Here is a 15,766-nt window from a genome sequence, read left to right on the forward strand (position 1 = left end):
TGCTACAATTAGCTAAAGGGGGAATAAAATTATGCTTCAGTTGTCTTACTTGGGGATTGCTTTTGCATTTGTCTTCTACTTAATCTTCGGTATTACCGTTAAATTTATGACTCTGACTGTCTATGAACAGAACAAAGCAAGGCTTGGGATTGTACTCACATCACTGCTTGTTTTCGCAGTGTCCAGCTTTTCTTCGGGATTCATACATATTCAATCAGCCAAATATATCTATGGCATTTTATTCTTTCTTTTTTCGGGAATATCAATGTTTATATTTGTTTCGATTGTAGTTGAGCTACATCAGATAAGTACACGGGCAAAAATGCGCCGTTTCATGCTTCTCTTTGATATAGTCGATCATTATTTGAGTGAGGGCAAGACGAACGAGGAAATCCTCGATTATCTTATAGGTATACAGAATCTCTCGGTAAAAGAAGCAACCGATTTTCTCACCTTCATCACAGATCCCACAAATCACGAGTTTTTATCGGACGTAAATGAACAGATCCGTGAAGCACAGTTACTAAAGACCTGATTAATTTAATCTCTATATAAAGTAAAAATAAAGACCTAAGCATCTTATATAGTGCTTAGGTCTTTTGTTTTGTCTTATTTATCAGGTCGATATGATTCTAAACTCATCAAACTGTGGGTCTTCCACAAAATCCATAATGAGATTCAAAGGTGTAAGCCCTATTGCCTCATGATGAATCTGCTCTCTTATGACCATCTTCTCATATGCAGAAAGATCATGAAACTCCGGATGACTCTTCTCATACTTCTCATTGAGCTGGTCAAAAAGATTATACTCCGGATCGCCCCACGCAAATACTTCGGCTGTCTTCAAATTCGGTTTGAACGGAGAATATTGAAGCCGGCTGTTTTCCATAGGAAGTCGCTCCTTTCTCGTCAAAAAACACGGTTGAATACGCTAAGTACATCTTCTACTAAATAATATCATATTTTAGACAAAATTTCATAAATTATTAGATTTTTTTTATTTTTCACTTAAAGTTATTACTTAAAAGCAATCTGTGCAAAATTGTAGAATCCAAGGTACCAGATATTGAAATCATGTGAACCGTTGAGTTCCTGCCATGTAAAGTTCTTTCCTGAAACAAACTGGTTACATGCTGAAGGAAGATTCTTTGCAGCAGCAGATGCACTTTGATAAGCTGTTCCGTCCTGAAGTCCACAGATATTGTAGAAATAGTGGATCGGATACTTGTTATCCTTCAAAAGAGATGCTGTCTTATCCGCAGTATTACTCGTAGGCGCAGCTGAGAATGCTCCGAAGTATCCAAATAAATCCACACACTCTCCAAGACCAATGTTAATAGTCTGCATTCCGCCCATTGAAAGGCCGGCGATAGCTCTGTGATCTCTGTCAGCGTATGTGCTGTAGTTAGAATCAATATACGGAATCAGATCGTTTCTAAGCTCTTTTCCGAAAGAATAGAAAGAATCTGTCGATCCGCTCTGTGAAGCTTTTCCGTTAGGAGTTACCACGATGAATGAATCAATGTCACCATAGTATGAAAGGTTATCCATAATAGCCTTTACCTGGGAATTATTTCCTGTCATTCCCCACTCATTTTCATTTCCGCCGATTCCGTGAAGAAGATAAAGTACACTATACTTCTTGTCAGAGCTGTAATTAGCGGGAAGGTAGATATTTGCCTTCTTTGTATATGTATGTCCGTTCGAAGCATCATGGGCTGTATAAGAAATGTTCTTAACAGTTCCCGAACCTTCACCGTTTCTTATTGCCGAATACTTTGAAGGAATGCTGTTTGCTATCGTTGCAGTAGGATTGGCATGTGAGTTACCTGTCTGGTTGTTCTGCTTGTTATCTGCCTGTTTCTGATTATCTGACTGCTTATTGTTGTCGGCCTGTTTATTATTATCATTCTGCTTCTGATCGTTTGTCTGCTTATTATTGTCAGCCTGCTTTCTGTTATCCTGCTGACCTGAAGAATTGACAGGCTCAAATTTCCACTGCTGGTTCTTCTTTCCGTTAGCTTTCCATTGACATACATTCGCGCCGTCATTGGTCTTATGCTGATACACATCAAGCACTTTTGTACCGCCTGATGACTTTGTTCCTACCGTATAAACACCACTTGTCTTTGTAGGCTTTATAATAAACTGCTGAGCATCGTGACCAACTGCATCATAAATCTGAACATTTGTGCCGTCTTTATTTTCTCCGTAAGCTACATCGAGCATGAACTCTCCGAGTGCAGACTTAAGAGTTACATAACCGTCGCCCTTGTTCTGAACATACCACTTCTGTCCCTTTACGCCTGTACCCTTGCTGACAATAACATTTGTAACCTTCTTTGCATTATCATCCTTTACAGTAAGGTATTTCTGTGAATTAATATCCTTCAGATAATACCATCCATCCTGAACCTCTCCCGTTACAGTATTGTTCTTTGACTGATCGTTGCTCGGCTGAGGCTGAGGAGTCGGCTGTGGCTGTGGCTGAGGTGTAGGCTGAGGCTGTGGCTGAGAATTATTCTGTCCGTTGTTATTCTTGTTATCCTTATTGTCTTTATTATCCTTCTTGCTGTTATCTCCGTTCACAGGCTGTGGCTGAGGATTGGTATTTCCACCGGCATTTCCGTTATTTGCCTTCCAACGGTCAAAAGAGAATGAGCCTTTAAATACAAGACAGATATCTTTTGAACCTGATACGCTCTTCACATCACCTGTGAAATCCTTAAACGATCCGCCTGTACCCGAAACATTGATTGTTCCAAGCAGATTGCCCGAAGGAGATCCTTCTCTTACTTCAATACTTCCGTTTCCGTTACTCTGAACAGTTGCTGTAATTGAAGATACACCATTAGAGAAGTTTACACCCTTGATCTTTGTATAATCGCCGTTATCTATATTAGAAACAAAAGCTGTTCCGTTTGAATTACCCTTTACGGAAATTCCTGCCTGAGTGAACATTGTCTCTGCTTCAACCCAGTTATACGGATCAACATTTGGCTTCATCTGAACGCCGTTAAGTGACTGCTGAACAGCGTTGATCCTGCCGTTTGATACATTAACCTTATCAATGTGAGTTGTTCTGTATCCGAGGTTATTGCCTACTACTTTGGATTCTACCGTATGAGTATGATATGCCATATAGTAGTTGCCTCTGAACTCAAAAATCTGATGATGGTTATTTCCGTCAGATCCTCTGAATGTTGATGCAGGATTTGCCATGATCTCGCCCTGATGGTTAAAAGGTCCCATAGGGTTATTACTTGTCATAACCTGAATTGTCGCATTTCTGAATCCATTTCCACAATTCCAGTTAGAGCAATATGAATAATAATATGTATTACCGATCTTATTGATTCCCGAATCTTCGAAAAGATAAGGAGCATCAATTGTAGCTGCAGTTCCGGATGTACTTACCATGTCTGCGCCGAGTTTTATTACTCTTGCAGTCTTTGGATGAGCGTCCTGTCCCTGAGGTACTCCGCCACCAAAATACAGATATCCTGTTCCGTCGCTGTCTACAAGTACAGCGGGATCGAATAACCACTCCACGTTACAGTTGGGAGTTGATTTAGTTATAAGAGCGTGTCCGATAGGATCTTTCCAGGGGCCTGTAGGGCTGTCCGCTGTAAGAACACCGATTCCGCTTGCATTATTTGCAAAATATAAAAAGAACTTATCTTTTCCGTTGATCTTCTTTGAACAGATCGTCGGTGCCCATGAATTGCTTGCCCATCTGGCTGCACCGTTTCCTCCTGCGATGTTAAATGCTCCGTGATCTGTCCAGTTTACGAGATCCTTAGAAGAATAGCAGTTGAGCTGATTTATCTTCTGATATGTATTCTTATTGTTTCCCGCAAACTCCTGTGAGTCATTGGTTGTATATATATATACCGTATCGTTATAAACGAGTACGCCGGGATCCGCACCGTAACTCTGTGTTACAAGCGGGTTATTTTCATTATCGCCTTTGACATAGCTTCCTTTCTCAACACCTGCAGCTTCTGTCGTCACAACAGAGCCTGCAACCAGCGTGCACGCCATTGCTACGCCAAGCATTCTTTTAATTGACTTAACCATAAAACCTCTCAATACCTTTTTGAAAAAATCTATAATCATTACTGTGCAGGTTCAAAAGCCCACTGCTGGTTTGCATTGCCGTTATGCTTCCACTGGCATACATTTGTGCCATCGGATGTCTTATGCTGATATACATCAAGATTCTTTGTTCCCTTTGATGCTTTTGTAGCGACTATATAAACGCCACTCTTCTTTGTAGGCTTAAGCATAAACTGCTGCGCATCATGTCCTACCGCATCATAAATCTGAACATTTGTACCGTTCTTATCTTCTCCGTATACAACATCAAGCATGAACTCACCAAGTCCTGACTTAAGTGTGATATAACCGTCACCCTTATTCTGAACGTACCACTTCTGGCCCTTGGCTCCTGTACCCTTTTCAATCTGTACATTAGTAGTCTTCTTTGCCTTGTCATTCTTTACCGTGAGATACTTCTGAGAATTAACATCCTTCAGATAATACCATCCATCCTGAACACCTGATGCCGCATTGTTGTTTGTCTGATTGCCGCTCGGCTGAGGTGTGGGCTGCGGCTGAGGCTGAGGTGTGGGCTGTGGCTGCGGATTTGTCTGTCCGTTATTGTTGTTATTGCCATTATTGTTTTTGTTATCCGGCTGAGGCTGTGGCTGTGGTTGAGGCTGTGGCTGTGGATTGATCTGTCCGCTGCCGGGCTGACCGATAACATCCGTATATGCCTGAATAACCTTGTTATAAGCCTGCTTAGGCTGTCCGGGTGAAGAGAACAACAAAGGCTTTGAGTTGTTGATCCATGTTGTCTGATCTGACAATCCCCACCATGTAATACCTGTAACGTTTCCGCCGTTCTTCTTTATCTGGTTGATCTTCTTGAAGAGATCGTAAGAGTAGTTGGCCATATCGCCATCACCCTTATTTGTAATATCAAGCTCTGTTACCTGTACTTCAAATCCTGACTTAAGGAATGAATTCATAGCATTGATATATGTATCAACCGAAGGGTAATTTGTTCCGAGGTGAGACTGCATACCAACACCTGCGCAAACCTTTTTGCCCTGATTTATATAATTAACAAGAGTAGTAACCTTCTGTACTTCCTGATAAGTGTTGAAATCGTTGTAGAAAAGCTTAACTGAATTTGTAAGCTTATATTTTTCAAGAGTTTCATAAGCATAGTTAAATGCCTTCTTTACATAAGAAGCATTGGTTCTGTTATTTCCATAAACAGCTTCCCAACCTGAGTTGTTCGCATGAATTACTTCATTTGCAACGTCCCAAGCGTAAACGCATCCGCCATACTGGCTTGAATATACGTGATTCATAACTGTCTTTACATACATCTCAAGACGGGCATCCATTGTCTGCTGATTTACGAATCCGCTATTTCCTGAGTAATTGCTTCTGAAGAACCATGACGGTGTCTGAGAATGCCATACAAGCGTGTGCGCTCTCATGCCAAGACCGTTCTGGCTACAGATCTTCATTACTTCATCTACTGTTCCGAAATTAATCTGGGGTACATTTGATTCACGATAACCGTCGGGGATATAGTATCCTCTGTTCTTTGCCTCTGATACTGAGATCAGTTTAGGTGAACCTCCAAGCAAAGCATCCGGCTTCATCTCGTTTTCAAGTGTGATAGAATTATAATGTTTCTTTAGAATGTTTAACTGATTTGAATCTCTTAACTGATACAAATTAATACATGTTCCTGAACGTCCATATGTACTGCCATATGTATTCAGAAGTGTTGCATCTGCAGCCTGTGCATCTACTGTTGATGCAGATACACACATTGAAAATGCACACATAAACGCCATAACTTTGGCAACTACGCCATTAATACTTTTTACCTTCATAGCATCCTCCCGTTAATAATATGTTAAACCCATTCCCCATTGGGTAAAAATATTGTAACATATTATTTTACAAAGAGGTATCCAAAAATTGCTAATTATTTATCACTAAGTGCTGTTAATTGTGCACAACTCGCTATTTCGACTTTAATTCAACTCATAAAACGTAAATACTGATGTAACATTTTATTTTCTATTCAATTCGTTTATTTCCTGTTCCAGATTTTCAATCACATCTACCGAATTTTCCTTGGTAACAAGGCGCCCAAACTCCACTAGGCTCATATCATTCTTTGCTTTTTCAACTGCCATATTCCTTACATCCTCGTCGCCAAACATGACCTTTTCCATCTCAAGACCGACAACGGGTCTGAAATGAGAAGCATCAAAATAATATTCAGGACCTACTGTGTATGTATTTATTCCCGAAAACAGATAATAATCCGTAACCTGTGCCACATCATAAAGAAAATCCAGATATCCGTTTGAGATCGCCATTTCATATGTAGACTCCAAAATCGGGGATGTTACCACAATAAGCCTAATGTTCTGCTCTTTGCACAACTCAGAAAGGTCTTTGATTGCCCCAACTGCTCCCGAACCACCATCGTATTCAAGAGAATTCTCAGGTTCAGGCATATCTCCTGCACTTCCGATCTCCATATTTGTATTGTTAACATCCACGCCATAGCTGTAAAAAAGCTTTTTTCCCTCGTTGTTCTCTCCTAGCCTGTACTCAAAAAATATCTGCGGTACAATTCTCCATACAGGTTTTAGCTTAAGATACGAATAGTAAAACCTTATCGGTGACTCTTCATACGTCTGATATGTTGTAAAGATCGGTTTGTCTAAGCCTTTGGTAACTCCCTTCCACATAGATATATCGTCGATAAGAATGATCAATTCATCGAGTTTCACTCCGCCGTCAATCAGCGTTTTAACAGTATCATAGTTTTCTGAAGGACTCCCCATGGCATAAGTCATGTTGTACCAGTTAAGCTCCCTGCCATCATCCGTCTTTTCCGGAAGTCCTTCTTTCGGAAGATTTGCCACTCTTGATGAGCCAAGCAAAAGCGCATTAAATTTCCCTTTATTTTGCAAAAGATACTTTGTCTTAATAAAATTCTGATTCGGCGTAATATCTGTCAGTCTCACATTATCCACATGAAAGACATTGTACGCATCGACAAATACACATGCGCCGGCATATATCATCACCGGAATTATAAAAAAGCAAAGACGAATCACCAACTTTTTCATTCTCATCACCTAAAACCTGTTATATACAAACTCTTCTACACCTGCCTGCCCAAGGAAAAGAATTATCAGGATCAGGGCAAAATATGCACTCCACCTCACCACGGATTTCTTTTCCCTGAGAATGTCTATTCCCGGTCTCTTATATGTGATCACGCTTATCACCATATATATAACGATTCCGGCAAGCATAACCGACATACTAAAACTCGCGGGAACCATTAACAGTTCTCTTAACGCCATGCTTATCGTAAGTCCGCTTCCCAAGAGCTTTGGCATAACACCGAACAGCTCATTGGGAATACGCGAAAATGATGCAATAATACTTACAGCCTCACCAAGCGTATCGACGGAAAAAATAATCCATCCGAAAGTCACAAGTATAAATGTCGTAACTACAGAAAATGCAGACTTTTCTTTGTTTTTACTTCCAAATGCCCTCTCGAAGCATAGACATATTCCGTGAAACAATCCCCACAAGATCCATGTAATTCCAGCTCCGTGCCAAATTCCGCTTATCGCAAAAGTTATAATGAGATTTCTGTAAATCTTCCACTCCCGTGTTCTGCTTCCTCCAAGCGGTATGTAAACATAGTCTCTTAGCCAACTGCTAAGTGATATATGCCATCTTCGCCAAAACTCTCCAACAGAATGCGAAAGATAAGGATGATCGAAGTTTTTGCCAAGATCGTATCCAATAGCCTTTGCACAACCTGTAACAATATCTGAGTATCCCGAAAAATCAAAGTAAAGTCTGAATGAATATAGAACTACCGTAAGTAAAAGAGCCGTTCCATATTTTTCGCCCTCGGCTCCCCTCACGGAATCGATATACAATGCCAGATTATCCGCAAGCACCAGCTTTTTCATAAAGCCCCAGGCCATCAATATCAGACCTCTAACCGCTCTTTCATAATCAAAAGCTTTTTCTTTTTTTATCTGAGGAATAAGATTCTCTGCCCTTTGAATCGGGCCGCTGGAAACACATGGAAAAAAACAGACAAACAAGAGAATATTCAAAATATCTTTTTCTGCGGGAATTTTCTTTTTATAAACTCCCACCGTATAAGTCACGATCTGTAGAGAAAAAAATGAAAGACCAAAAGGAATCAGCATTTCTTTGTGATTTGAATATCTAAATATTACCCCCAACACTCTTACAATACAGATAGGTAACAGTTCAACAGCCACAAAGACAATCATGACCGCTTTTCTTATAGAATCATATTTTGAATCCGCTCCAAGTTTTTCTATTATAAAACCTGAAGCGGATGTCACAAGCCCAAAGCCTATTATCACAGGAACAAATACAACTCCGCTCCACGCATAAAAAATAAGACTTGCCAATAATAACAATACATTGGAAAGCCTTATCGATAAGTGTTTTATATAATTAATAAAGAATATTGCCAGAAAAAAAGCGACAAATAATTTTGTATAAACAGGCATTTGTGTTATCACCTTTTCAAGTTATTAATAACATTATAATGATAACACATATTTTTTGCCATACCTTTTTTAAAACAGACCATCAAGTCCCTGAGTCTTGTATATTTCCTTATAATACTTGACTTCATCCTTAATTATCGAGTCAATCTGCCTCATTCCTAGAAGCTCCACAGGCGCCTTGTCATCTGTCATTATGTTGTTGCCCGCATCGTAAGGAACACAGTTTGCTTCAACAATATCCATCATCTCACGAAGCTTTTCATCGCCTTCACGCTTACTGTTTTCGGCAAATCTATTCATAAACTCCGCATTATCCGTAGCAAAGAGCTCTTTATTTGTAGAATTCTGAACCTTTACCGTAACAACATTGTCAAACACAGATGAAATGGTATCTGCGAGATATCTGTTAATTGTAGACTCGTTATCATCGCTGTACATATTCATATTAACGACCATAACTCCGCCCGGATTAAGGTGCTCTTTTACCATGTTAAAAAACTCAGTCGATGACATCTGAAAAGGAATAGTAATATCCTGATATGCATCAACCATAATGACATCGTACTTCTTGTCGATTGCCGCAAGATAAGCTCTTCCGTCATATGTCGTAACTTTGGCTTTTTCAGGAAGTTCAAAATATTTATGCGCAAGATCCGTGATCTTATCATCAATCTCAACGCCTTCAACATTCACGTTATCAAAGTATTTAAGTACCTGAGTCGCATATGTTCCCGTTCCCATTCCGAGAATCAGAACTTCAGCATTTTCTCCCGCTTCGGCTTTTTCTTTTATACCGCTCATATATGGCGCAGCCATCGCATAATCATAGTACATTCCGGTAAGCTCGCCGCTCTTGATGCGGATAGACTGAACTCCGAACAAAACGTTTGTCGACAAGATCACGCTGTACGGATCTTCTTTTACCTGAAGATAGTTATAAACAGACTCACCCTCATAAGTCAGGTCATTTTCCCAAAAAGCAAATGAGGTGCTGTGCCCGAAAAAAACAGCATACTATAAAAATGATAAGTCCCGACACCGCTTTTACAGTCACTTTTTTACCCGTACTGACAAAAAAAGCGATGCAAAGCGCAATCAATATTCCCGCAAAGATAAGAAATGTTATGGTCGTTCCTACCGCAGGAATCGTAACGAATGTCGGTACAAAAGTGCCTATAATGCTTCCGACTGTGTTAAATGCCCCGAGAGTTCCGATTATCTTGCCGTTGTCATCAAGTGACTCCGTCGTATACTTGGCAAGTGAAGGTGTTACTGTTCCCAGAAGAAAAAGAGGGAACACGAACACGATCATACATGTCGCGAATGCCGCTATTACAAGGAAATTACTGTTAACCGCAAATATAACCGCCGCAGAAATTGCAATTATTATGTATTTACCGAGAACGGGAATCGCAGCGATCCAGATAGCTGCAATAAGAATTCTCTTATAAAGTTTTCCCGGATCGGGGTCTTTGTCTGCTGCCTTGCCGCCGTAGATATTTCCAAGCGCCATGGCTATCATTATGGTTCCGATTATGATCGTCCACACAATCTGTGAAGAACTAAAATAAGGAGCAAGAAGTCTGCTGGCTCCAAGCTCGACCGCCATAACAGACATTCCCGCAAAAAACTCTGTCATGTACAAAAACATTTTGTTATTTAAGATTGATTTTTTATCCATTTTCTTACATCCGTTTTTCTGTTTTGTATAAAATACGTCATTTTCGTAAATTATCATCCGTATTGGAGTATACCATTATCGCAGCTTCACGAAAATATATATGACAAAATAAATTATTACAAAAAGAGCTGTCGTCATATTCATAAGAAGTATGCTGCGTTTTATGTCTTCAGACTCAATCGGTCTGTGCTCATCTCCTATAAACTTCTTGTCATGAAGTTTACCGAAATAACTCGCAGGTCCCGCAAGTTTAAGCCCAAGAGCACCCGCGCATACGCTCTCACACTGCGCCGAATTGGGACTGGCATGATTATACCTGTCTCTTACAAAAATCCCGGCTGCATTCTTTGTACTGTAATTAAATGAATTATTTTTTCCAAACAATGCTCCGCACACTTCCAAAAGAGCCGTTCCCGCAATCATAAAGACAGCGCTGAGTCTTGCAGGTACATAAGCAAACACGTCATCTGTCTTAGCCGCAGCTCTTCCGAAATACATATATCTGTCATTCTTGTACCCAATCATTGAATCCATCGTACTTACCGCTTTATACACATAAGAAAGTACAGGTCCTCCAAGCATCTGGTAAAAAAGAGGACAGATAACGCCGTCATTCGTATTCTCCGCAACAGTCTCAACCGCAGCCTTTGCAATCCCTTTATCATCAAGGCTCTGCGTATCTCTTCCGACAATCATCGATACCGCTTTTCTTGCGCCTTCGACATCCCCTTTTGAAAGCGGAACATATACCGCAATTGCCGCATCGCGAAGACTCCTTGCCGCGATGCACTGCCAGCACATCACACTCATTACCGCAAGCAAAAGATATGTATGTATCCTATATGCAAGATAGCAGATTCCAAAAGAAACACCGCCCGTAACCGCTACAACAACCATAACCTCTATCACGCCAAGCACAAAATCTTTTAAATCACTACCTACTTTACCGCTTTCCCCGGCATCTTCGCCTGTTTCGGTCACTTTTTTCCCGCGCAAAAGTTTCTCCAAGATTTCTATCAGCTTTCCAATAATCTGCACAGGATGCAGCAAAAAAGCAGGGTCTCCGACAATAATATCGATTATGACCCCTGCTAAAATTGCAACAGATATGTACTTACAATACTCCGCCCAAAATTCCATCATATCTGCATCATATCATCTTCTTTTCACTCAGCATAGCCTCAAATTCATTAAGCGGCACAGGTTTTGAGAAATAATACCCTTGGAAAAGATTGCACCCAAGATTGTTCAGCTGATTAAATACTTCCTTAGTTTCCACGCCTTCGGCAAGTGAAACAATACTAAGATCTTCCGAAAGTCTGATAACATTCTTTATAACTATATCCGCACGTTGTTCATCGCTTGATTTTCCAAGGAACTTCATATCAATCTTAAGCACATCCACAGGCATATCCTTGAGCATATTAAGTGATGAATAACCGCTTCCGAAATCATCCATCTCAACAATGAATCCCTGTTTTCTGAATTCTTCAAGAGTCCTCATCCTGTCGTCAGTATCTCTCATCATACTGCTCTCTGTGACCTCAATACGAAGACTCTTGGGCTCTATCTCATATTCCTTGACGAAACCTACTATATCCGAAAGAACATCCGTCAGATAGAAGTCTTTCGGAGATACATTAACGGAAATAAAAAGATCGGGATATTTTTCTTTCCATTCCTTCAATATCCGACAAGCCAATTTCCAGATATGTTTGTCCAGATCCACGATGATACCGTTTTCTTCGAACAGAGGAATAAAATCTGCAGGGGACATAAATCCATGAAGCGGATGGATCCATCTGGCAAGCGCTTCCGCTCCGACAATTTTGCCTGTATTGTCTGCTATAGGCTGCAGATAAGGAACTATCTGTTCCTGCGCTATGGCATCATCAAGCTGGGCAGATATTTCCTGATTCCAGACCATCCTATCCCTGATCTTCCTGTCAAAAAATACAACATGTTTTTTATAATCATCCTTTATTGAATCAAGAGCCACACTTGCTCTGTCAAACAAAACAGATACATCCTGATCGTCATCGCCTATCTCGCAAAATCCCAGATGCACCATAAGATTCTGTTCAATATCCCCAAGACGTACGGTAAAACGCGCCAGATCACTCTCAAGCACTTCCTCTATAAACTCACTCTTTGGAAGACAAGATCCAAAGCTGTCTCCACTTATACGACCGTATATACATCTTTCATCCGAATACTTCCTTATCCAGTCAGCAACCTGCTTAAGAGCCGCATCACCGAATGCTTTTCCAAAAACATCATTGAACACCTTAAAATCGCACACATTAATTCGTACAATATAGTAATCATTAAGTGCATGTTGTTTAAGCTGATCTGAAATCTTCTTGTATGTATATTCCTTGTTGTACAGGCCGGTAAGCTCATCATGATTGGAAGCGAACATCTCTGCCTCGATGCGTTGTTTCTCTTCCGTTATATCTCTGACCCTCACATATGATCCCAGTTTTTTTCCCACTTCCGTCAAAAAAGCTGTTTCTGGCTATCATAAAACTCAACTCGTCTTCATTTATTTGCCGGATTATCTCAGTCTCAGTCTCATTCATCTCCAAAATATTGGCCGTTTCACCAATAAGATCTCTTAGCGCCATTGATGCACCTTCAAGATCATTACCTTTTATACCTGTAAGCTTTTTCGCAGACTCATTTATCCAGATACATTTTCCCTCAGGTTCATACAAAAAAACCGCTACCGTCGTATCATTTACAATATCCGCAAGCATGCTGTCCAGCAAGCGAAGCGGTCTGTAGTGGATTGAAAAATAGAATATCAGAAATCCTAATACAGCAAATCCTATCATAGATCTGTCGATCGGAGTCCGGGAAAAGATATAGTATGTCTGCCAAAAAGTTCCGATCATCATGCTGATGAGTATAACAATATAGCGCTCTCTGTGGAGCCTTGAAGCCTGTATGCTCCTGATGATAAAAACTATCATTATCATAGCCATAGCGCCGTAGCAAACAACTCTATGAACAATCTGACCGGGTAATGCCTCCATAATAAAATAAGGCTTTCCGTACGCTTCAATTTCCTGCAAGACAAAAGCGTGTTTAAACACTATGTTCATAAAGACCTGTACCGCATCTATTACAAGTATGTATTTAATCCAATCAGGCACAATTCCGGCTTTTTTGTCCGTATCATTTTGCCTGATACAATATTTATTTGTGAAATTTATCAAAGTGTACATCACAAGATTCATGCCGATGTAGTAAATATAGCAACCGACAGAAGCCATATTTTCAGTGGTTGCACCGACAATTATCATGTTTCCGAGAACCGGAGGAATAAGAGAAAAACAGAACAAACCTACAGATCTGCCTATAGTCTTTTCAGAGCGCCATGAAGCAATACCACATAGCATTAATATGGCAATAAGTAAGACAAATATAACGATAAATACGCTTCTTATCATTCTGCCTCACTCCTCCAAAGTCCTCTTCAAAGGCTTTCATTTCCACAACTTACAAAAACGACGCATATATTCGGTGTATGCCTATATTATAAGCAATTATTCTGCTGTTTTATATAAAAAAAAAATTAAATATTTTCACAAAATTACGTTTATCAAATACAAATATCACTCTATACTCCCAAAAATCCTCCCAAAAGCACGTATGCACATATCGCTACCGCAATTGCAGTTTCGGCAAGACACAAAAACCATCCCGCCGCATCACCGGTAATTCCGCCAAGTTCTCTGCCGGTCTTATATTTGTAATACGCAAATACCAAAAGCGCCGCGCAGACCGCGCAAACTCCGCAAATACCCCCTACCAGTATCATCGCTATCGAAACCACCAGCGCTTCTTTTACCAATATGGAAAGACATCTCTTCTTATCTGCACCTTCAGCAAAGCTGTAGAGAGTTCCTTCACTCTTTGCACATGGAAAACTCACAACAGATATTCCGCTTAGCGCCCTCGATAAGATAAATCCAAACCCAAGGATAATCGAAGCTTCTCCCGAAAAAAACAATGACACATCCGAAAGAATCTCTTTATCCAGAATAATACTTATGCTTGCAAGATAAACCGCCGAAAGCGCAAGCACTCTGATAACCGCAAACGCACCTATATGAGGATCCTTTAAGATCTCAAGTTTTTTCTCCCTGTCTGCATAGGAAGAGAAAGCATCGCTGCAATCCATGTACCCGTCAACGTGAATTCCGCCTGTGACAAGAACAATTGCCGCCATCATAAAAAGCCCGGTGGGAATACTTCCCATGTCAAGAATCGCCCCAAGACACCTTATCCCGCCTATAACCGCAAACAAAACAGCGCCGATAAACGGAAAAAAGACAATGCTGTACTTCATATCCTCTTTTTCCCAAGTAAACTGAGGCATCGGAATCTTGGAGTACATTGAAAACGCTATGGCAAAAGACCTGAATAAACTTTTCATCCTATTTTTTCCCCTATTCCACAGATTACTCTGTAAACATCCCTGTTCTTCGCAAGCGCCTGCATAAATCTTCCCGCATCTTCGCGCCATTTCCTGTCTGTGTCATCCACAGGAACAATCCCGCAGGTGATATCTTCACATATAACTATCGCATCTTTGGAAAAAAGCTCCGAAAGTTCCTCTATGCTTACATCCGTTCCGCGCACAAGACGCTCTGCATGGTAATAGATCTTGCAGCCACCGGGAACAACCTCGGCTATATCATCAAGGCTCTTATTCATGCCGCATTCTTTATGTTCAAAAGTATAAATATCTTTATCGCTGATATCTTCACTTTCTCTGATAAGCAGCTTTGCAAATTCAAGCTTTCCCTGACCTGCACCGCCCACTACAAGAATTCCGCGATTATCCTTGTTGCTCATTTCAACAATTCCCTTCTTATGCAAAAACTTATGCAAAACAGCTTCTCCCGCGCACATCTCAATAACTTCATCCGCATATCCCGCAACTTCTCTCTCAATAAGAGCCAGTCCCTCACGATATGCCTCTGTGCTCATATCGTAAACCGCAGCATCGCTGTAAATTCCGTCACTTACAAAGATAAGATTATAATCCTTCTCCCTGCATAAGATACTGAGATCATCGCAAACCCTCTTTGCCGAAAAGGGATCCTCCGTGAAATTTCCGTCTTTGTCCACACGAAACATCTCATTTGCAAGAAGCGCTGTCAGGCTGTCCACAAGAAATGTATTTGTTTTGCATTCATCCGCCATTTTAAGAAACTTCTCTTTTTCCGTGCTGAGTCTCTTAATATCCCTTGCGATCTCTATAGTCTCAAAGCCAAGCCCTGCTCTGTTTTCCACATGCTTTCTGATACGCTCATCGTCCTCTATACCTGTGGATTCCATAGTCGCAACGTAGTAAAGCCCTCCACCGGTCTTTTTCCTGAGACCGCAGGCAATGTCCTGAGCAGTATTCGATTTGCCGTTTTTACAGCCTCCCGTCAAGAGAACTATCATC

Annotated in this window: 13 protein-coding genes; 1 reads left to right on the forward strand and 12 read right to left on the reverse strand. The window is 40.6% G+C overall.

The window, feature by feature from the left end; genetic code table 11:
* Nucleotides 1-31 precede the first annotated feature (31 nt).
* On the forward strand, nucleotides 32-535 hold the full coding sequence (locus tag CD00_RS0110160; protein ID WP_026655888.1) for a hypothetical protein: 504 nt from the start codon (nucleotides 32-34) through the stop codon (nucleotides 533-535).
* An 81-nt stretch (nucleotides 536-616) separates the two neighbouring features.
* On the opposite strand, the gene CD00_RS0110165 is transcribed toward CD00_RS0110160, so the two are convergent.
* The 12 genes from CD00_RS0110165 to CD00_RS19355 all read right to left on the reverse strand — a co-directional run bounded on the left by CD00_RS0110165 (nucleotide 617) and on the right by CD00_RS19355 (nucleotide 15,765).
* Nucleotides 617-889: a hypothetical protein gene (locus tag CD00_RS0110165; protein WP_026655889.1), complete on the reverse strand. Its 273-nt coding sequence runs from the start codon at nucleotides 887-889 to the stop codon at nucleotides 617-619.
* 128 nt (nucleotides 890-1,017) lie between these two features.
* Nucleotides 1,018-4,080 carry a family 43 glycosylhydrolase gene (locus tag CD00_RS19345; RefSeq protein ID WP_051594152.1) on the reverse strand — a complete coding sequence of 1,021 codons (3,063 nt, stop codon included), beginning with the start codon at nucleotides 4,078-4,080 and terminating at the stop codon, nucleotides 1,018-1,020.
* Nucleotides 4,081-4,118: 38 nt separating this feature from the next.
* Nucleotides 4,119-5,918 carry an endo-1,4-beta-xylanase gene (locus CD00_RS19350; RefSeq protein ID WP_081670548.1) on the reverse strand — a complete coding sequence of 600 codons (1,800 nt, stop codon included), beginning with the start codon at nucleotides 5,916-5,918 and terminating at the stop codon, nucleotides 4,119-4,121.
* 183 nt (nucleotides 5,919-6,101) lie between these two features.
* Entirely contained in the window at nucleotides 6,102-7,175 is a 1,074-nt protein-coding gene (locus CD00_RS0110180; RefSeq protein ID WP_026655890.1) for a hypothetical protein, read from the reverse strand.
* Between the two features lie 9 nt (nucleotides 7,176-7,184).
* Nucleotides 7,185-8,519, reverse strand: a complete 1,335-nt coding sequence (locus CD00_RS17990) for an MBOAT family O-acyltransferase (protein WP_207640482.1) — start codon at nucleotides 8,517-8,519, stop codon at nucleotides 7,185-7,187.
* 171 nt (nucleotides 8,520-8,690) lie between these two features.
* Nucleotides 8,691-9,524: a spermidine synthase gene (locus tag CD00_RS21180; protein WP_330370389.1), complete on the reverse strand. Its 834-nt coding sequence runs from the start codon at nucleotides 9,522-9,524 to the stop codon at nucleotides 8,691-8,693.
* A gap of 61 nt (nucleotides 9,525-9,585) precedes the next feature.
* Nucleotides 9,586-10,302 carry a fused MFS/spermidine synthase gene (locus CD00_RS21185; RefSeq protein ID WP_330370390.1) on the reverse strand — a complete coding sequence of 239 codons (717 nt, stop codon included), beginning with the start codon at nucleotides 10,300-10,302 and terminating at the stop codon, nucleotides 9,586-9,588.
* 75 nt (nucleotides 10,303-10,377) lie between these two features.
* Nucleotides 10,378-11,445 carry an adenosylcobinamide-phosphate synthase CbiB gene (gene cbiB, locus CD00_RS0110195; RefSeq protein WP_242838956.1) on the reverse strand — a complete coding sequence of 356 codons (1,068 nt, stop codon included), beginning with the start codon at nucleotides 11,443-11,445 and terminating at the stop codon, nucleotides 10,378-10,380.
* A 7-nt stretch (nucleotides 11,446-11,452) separates the two neighbouring features.
* On the reverse strand, nucleotides 11,453-12,772 hold the full coding sequence (locus CD00_RS0110200; protein WP_185750435.1) for a putative bifunctional diguanylate cyclase/phosphodiesterase: 1,320 nt from the start codon (nucleotides 12,770-12,772) through the stop codon (nucleotides 11,453-11,455).
* Nucleotides 12,705-13,757 (reverse strand): histidine kinase N-terminal 7TM domain-containing protein, encoded by a 1,053-nt coding sequence (locus CD00_RS0110205; protein ID WP_026655893.1) that lies wholly within the window; start codon nucleotides 13,755-13,757, stop codon nucleotides 12,705-12,707. The genes CD00_RS0110200 and CD00_RS0110205 overlap by 68 nt, the downstream gene beginning before the upstream one ends.
* A 170-nt stretch (nucleotides 13,758-13,927) precedes the next feature.
* Entirely contained in the window at nucleotides 13,928-14,746 is an 819-nt protein-coding gene (locus tag CD00_RS0110210; protein ID WP_026655894.1) for an adenosylcobinamide-GDP ribazoletransferase, read from the reverse strand.
* Entirely contained in the window at nucleotides 14,743-15,765 is a 1,023-nt protein-coding gene (locus tag CD00_RS19355; RefSeq protein ID WP_051594154.1) for a bifunctional adenosylcobinamide kinase/adenosylcobinamide-phosphate guanylyltransferase, read from the reverse strand. Before CD00_RS19355 ends, CD00_RS0110210 begins: the two co-directional genes overlap by 4 nt.
* Between the last annotated feature and the right edge of the window lies 1 nt (nucleotide 15,766).

The organism is Butyrivibrio sp. AE3003 (assembly GCF_000686065.1).
GTDB classification, from domain to species: domain Bacteria; phylum Bacillota; class Clostridia; order Lachnospirales; family Lachnospiraceae; genus Butyrivibrio; species Butyrivibrio hungatei_A.

Bases quoted from the DNA above. Each gene is read 5' to 3' on its own strand.
- CD00_RS0110160 (WP_026655888.1), top strand. From the start codon at position 32: ATGCTTCAGTTGTCTTACTTGGGGATTGCTTTTGCATTTGTCTTCTAC.
- CD00_RS0110165 (WP_026655889.1), bottom strand. From the start codon at position 889: ATGGAAAACAGCCGGCTTCAATATTCTCCGTTCAAACCGAATTTGAAG.
- CD00_RS19345 (WP_051594152.1), bottom strand. From the start codon at position 4,080: ATGGTTAAGTCAATTAAAAGAATGCTTGGCGTAGCAATGGCGTGCACG.
- CD00_RS19350 (WP_081670548.1), bottom strand. From the start codon at position 5,918: ATGAAGGTAAAAAGTATTAATGGCGTAGTTGCCAAAGTTATGGCGTTT.
- CD00_RS0110180 (WP_026655890.1), bottom strand. From the start codon at position 7,175: ATGAAAAAGTTGGTGATTCGTCTTTGCTTTTTTATAATTCCGGTGATG.
- CD00_RS21185 (WP_330370390.1), bottom strand. From the start codon at position 10,302: ATGGATAAAAAATCAATCTTAAATAACAAAATGTTTTTGTACATGACA.
- cbiB (WP_242838956.1), bottom strand. From the start codon at position 11,445: ATGATGGAATTTTGGGCGGAGTATTGTAAGTACATATCTGTTGCAATT.
- CD00_RS0110205 (WP_026655893.1), bottom strand. From the start codon at position 13,757: ATGATAAGAAGCGTATTTATCGTTATATTTGTCTTACTTATTGCCATA.
- CD00_RS0110210 (WP_026655894.1), bottom strand. From the start codon at position 14,746: ATGAAAAGTTTATTCAGGTCTTTTGCCATAGCGTTTTCAATGTACTCC.
- CD00_RS19355 (WP_051594154.1), bottom strand. From the start codon at position 15,765: ATGATAGTTCTCTTGACGGGAGGCTGTAAAAACGGCAAATCGAATACT.